Origin of the sequence: Promicromonospora kroppenstedtii DSM 19349 (assembly GCF_000515355.1) — a bacterium.
In the GTDB taxonomy this organism is placed as follows: domain Bacteria; phylum Actinomycetota; class Actinomycetes; order Actinomycetales; family Cellulomonadaceae; genus Promicromonospora; species Promicromonospora kroppenstedtii.
Map to the genome: position 1 here is coordinate 1 of NZ_KI911577.1, position 1,934 is coordinate 1,934.

Annotated in this window: 4 protein-coding genes; all 4 read right to left on the reverse strand. The window is 70.8% G+C overall.

The annotated features are described in order from the left end of the window. Positions 1–354: recombinase family protein (locus tag PROKR_RS33420; RefSeq protein WP_036959099.1), on the reverse strand; the 354-nt coding region annotated here is incomplete at its 3' end. 515 nt (positions 355–869) lie between these two features. After that, the gene (locus tag PROKR_RS38045) at positions 870–1,265 is read right to left on the reverse strand and encodes a glutaredoxin domain-containing protein (RefSeq protein WP_084800198.1); all 396 of its coding nucleotides are present in this window, start codon (positions 1,263–1,265) and stop codon (positions 870–872) included. A gap of 283 nt (positions 1,266–1,548) precedes the next feature. Further along, positions 1,549–1,779, reverse strand: a complete 231-nt coding sequence (locus tag PROKR_RS01500) for a hypothetical protein (RefSeq protein ID WP_157601800.1) — start codon at positions 1,777–1,779, stop codon at positions 1,549–1,551. Continuing rightward, positions 1,728–1,934, reverse strand: a 207-nt coding sequence (locus PROKR_RS33430; protein ID WP_036959101.1) for a hypothetical protein, incomplete at its 5' end; no start/stop codon positions are given. The genes PROKR_RS01500 and PROKR_RS33430, both read right to left, overlap by 52 nt.

Sequence of the window (1,934 nt, forward strand, 5' to 3'; positions counted from 1 at the left end):
CCCGAGGAGCGTCAGGAGGAAGCGGCCCATGGGCCCGCTCGTGTCGATCGACTGGTCGACGAAGACGATAGACGCGCCCTCGCGCTCGATGCGCTCGACGAGGTCAAGGAGGTCGCGGACGTTGCGAGCGACGCGGTCGATCTTCGTCGCGAGCACGCGGTCGCCGGGCTGGAGGGCGGCGAGGAGCCGGGCTCCCTCGTCCCGGTCGGCGAAGGGCACCTTCGCGCCGGAGACGGAGCGCTCCTCGTAGACGACGGCGTCGGGGGAGTGGCGGGCGAGCCGCGCGCGTTGCTTGGCGATCGAGCCGGAGACTCGGGAGTCGAATGAGATCCGCGTATAGGCGTGGTCGGTCATGCTGGGACGATACCTCGTAACTCCGTTGCCGGGAAGGTCTTGCGGGGGACGAGTCACGAAACGACGAAGGCCCCCGTCCCAGGTAGGGGCGGGGGCCTGGCGGGGGTGGGTCAGACGAAGACCTCGCGGTTCGGGTCCCAGTTGCCGACGTACGACAGCACGCGCGCGGGTGTGTTGTCGCGGACGGTCACCTTCCGGCGGTCGCCTCCGCCGACGGGGAAGACGGGGAGGGTCGATGTACTCGCCGCGCGCGTCGCCGCCGAACGCCCAGCCGTACGTGTCGAGCACGTACTCGGTGCCCCGGATCTCGACCCGGAACGGCCAGCGGCCCTCGACCGAGTCGGTCAGCACAGCGAAGGTGCTCGGGGTGACAGTCGTGGAGGCCATGAGGGCCCCTCCTTCCTGGCCCGAGGGCCGGACGTGGAAGCCGGCCGATCCGGCTCCCTGGGGGAGTGCCTCTACCGTAAGTCACGCAAGGCACCTTGCGCAACTCACGTGGCTACTTCCTCCGTTCTTCACCCGCCAGGCGTCGAGCAACGGCGCGCGGAACCCGCCGAAGGGCTCCTCGCCGGGCAGCTCGACGACGGGGGCGGCGAGGATGCCGGCGGCCTGGAAGGCGGCGGTCGAGCGGGGGTGAGCGGGACCTCGACGAACTCCAGGCCGTGGCGGTCGAGGTAGCGCTTCACGGCGTCGCACTGGACGCAACGAGGCTTGGTGTGGACAACGATCACGGTCGGAGGAGGCCTCTCAGGTCGGTGAGGAACGCGCGCCAGGTGTAGCGCGGGCGGGGTGTGGGTTCGCGGTGGGGGCGAGCCGGCAGGTTCGACGTGCCGCAACGGTCGCACCAGAGGGCAGCCTCGCCCGTCGAGATCTCGACCCACCACAGGTGGTCGTGCGGATGCAGGGAGCACGTCTCGTCGGTAGGGGCGATCGTGTAGGCCGTCGGCTTAGCTGGCTCGCGCACGCGCTCGACCTCGGCGACGTCGGGCGGCTCGCCCCGAGGCGCGGAAGCGGGCGGGCGGGATGCTCACGTGGAGGTGCTCGCTCACCGCACATCACCCGGCTTGACCCACACGCGCGAGCCGTCGCCGGTGCGCTCGACGAGGAGCTCGCCGGTCTGGACCTGGGTGTCGACGACGTCGCCCGTCCATGCGGACGCGGGTCGCCGGGGGCAGGAAGGTGATGGTGTCCATGTCAGTTCTCCTCCGCGAGAGCCACGCCAAGGGCCTTGCGTGACTGGCCAAGCGCCTTCTGACGCTTGCGCTGCACGGTCGCCTTCGAGAGGCCCATGCGGTGGCCGATCTCCGGGTCGGGGACCGGCTCGTACTCGGTGAAGCCGTAGGCGAGCTCGCAGATGCGGGCCTCCTCGTCGGTCATGGCGGCGAAGGCCATGTCGACGAGGATCTTGTCCTCGACGTCGACCACGGGGGAGGGGCGAAGATCGGGGCAGCGGTGACGCCGTAGCCCTTCTCCTTCGCGCTGCCGTCGGCGTCGTCGGTCTCCGCGTCGAGCGAGTCGGCGCCGACCGCGGCGCGGACGTCGCGGAAGGTCTCGCGGCTCATGCCGAACTCGGCGGCCAG